The following is a 1,013-nucleotide window of genomic DNA, read 5'->3' as shown; positions in this document are numbered from 1 at the left end:
CTAGGAGACTGCTGAACAATCAGGGTGTCCGCCCCGCGGGTTGACCCGGGCCTGAAATACTTGGTTCATGCAGGGTGAGTGGGATCGGCAGCGTGAGTTGCTGGATGTGGAGTCGGTGGCGGGGCATCTGCTCGAGCCCGGCAGCGTGTTCGCGTTGCTGGCCGAGCATCGGGATCGCTTGTTCCCGGCGGAGTTGTTCGCCGATTTGTTTCCCTCGGGCCGGGGCCGGCCGTCGATCCCGGGGGAGGTGATCGCCTCGGTCATCGTGCTTCAGGCTCTGTTTGGGCACTCCGACCGGGAGGCCGTGGATGCGTTGACGTTCGATCTGCGGTGGAAGGCCGCGTGCGGGTACGCGGTCGATGCCAAGGGCTTCGACTCGTCGACGTTGACTTACTGGCGGCGCCGGCTGGCCGCCAGCGAGAATCCGCAGCGGATCTTCGAGGTGGTGCGCCAGGTCATCGCCGAGACCGGAGCGGTCAAGACTAAGACCCGCCGCGCACTGGACTCGACGGTTCTGGATGATGCGGTGGCCCGTCAGGACACGATCACCCAACTCATCGCCCAGATCAGGCGGGTCGGCCGCGAAGTGCCCGGCGCGAAAGAGCTGATCGCCTCCGAGTGCACCCGGTTGGCGGCGGTGTGCGGGCACGATTACTCCGAGGCCGGTAAGCCGCGTATCGCCTGGGATGACCAGGCCGCCCGCGACGAGCTGGTCTCGGCCCTGGTTGCAGACGCTCTGGCACTGCTTGAGGCTCTGGATGTTGAGGCGATCACCGCCGCCGGCGGCAGACCAGCCGAGGCGGTGGCGCTGCTGGCATTGGTCGCCGGCCAGGACGTCGAGCCCGCCGAGGATTCCGATGGCACCGACGGCCGGTGGCGCATCGCCCGCCGCACCGTCCCGGACCGGGTGATCTCTACCGTGGACCCCGATGCCCGGCACGCGCACAAGACCCAGCAGCGTCGCCAGGACGGGTTCAAAGCCCACATCGTGGTCGAACCCGATACCGGGCTGA

1 protein-coding gene is annotated in these 1,013 nt (G+C 67.6%); it reads left to right on the top strand.

What is annotated here, in order from left to right; translation table 11 throughout:
• Positions 1-67: 67 nt before the first annotated feature.
• The coding region (locus DPA01S_RS16060; RefSeq protein WP_198150855.1) for a transposase at positions 68-1,013 on the top strand (946 nt) is incomplete at its 3' end.

It is taken from the genome of Dietzia papillomatosis NBRC 105045 (assembly GCF_001570845.1).
Lineage (GTDB): Bacteria > Actinomycetota > Actinomycetes > Mycobacteriales > Mycobacteriaceae > Dietzia > Dietzia cinnamea.
This window is presented reverse-complemented; position numbering and strand designations above follow the sequence as displayed.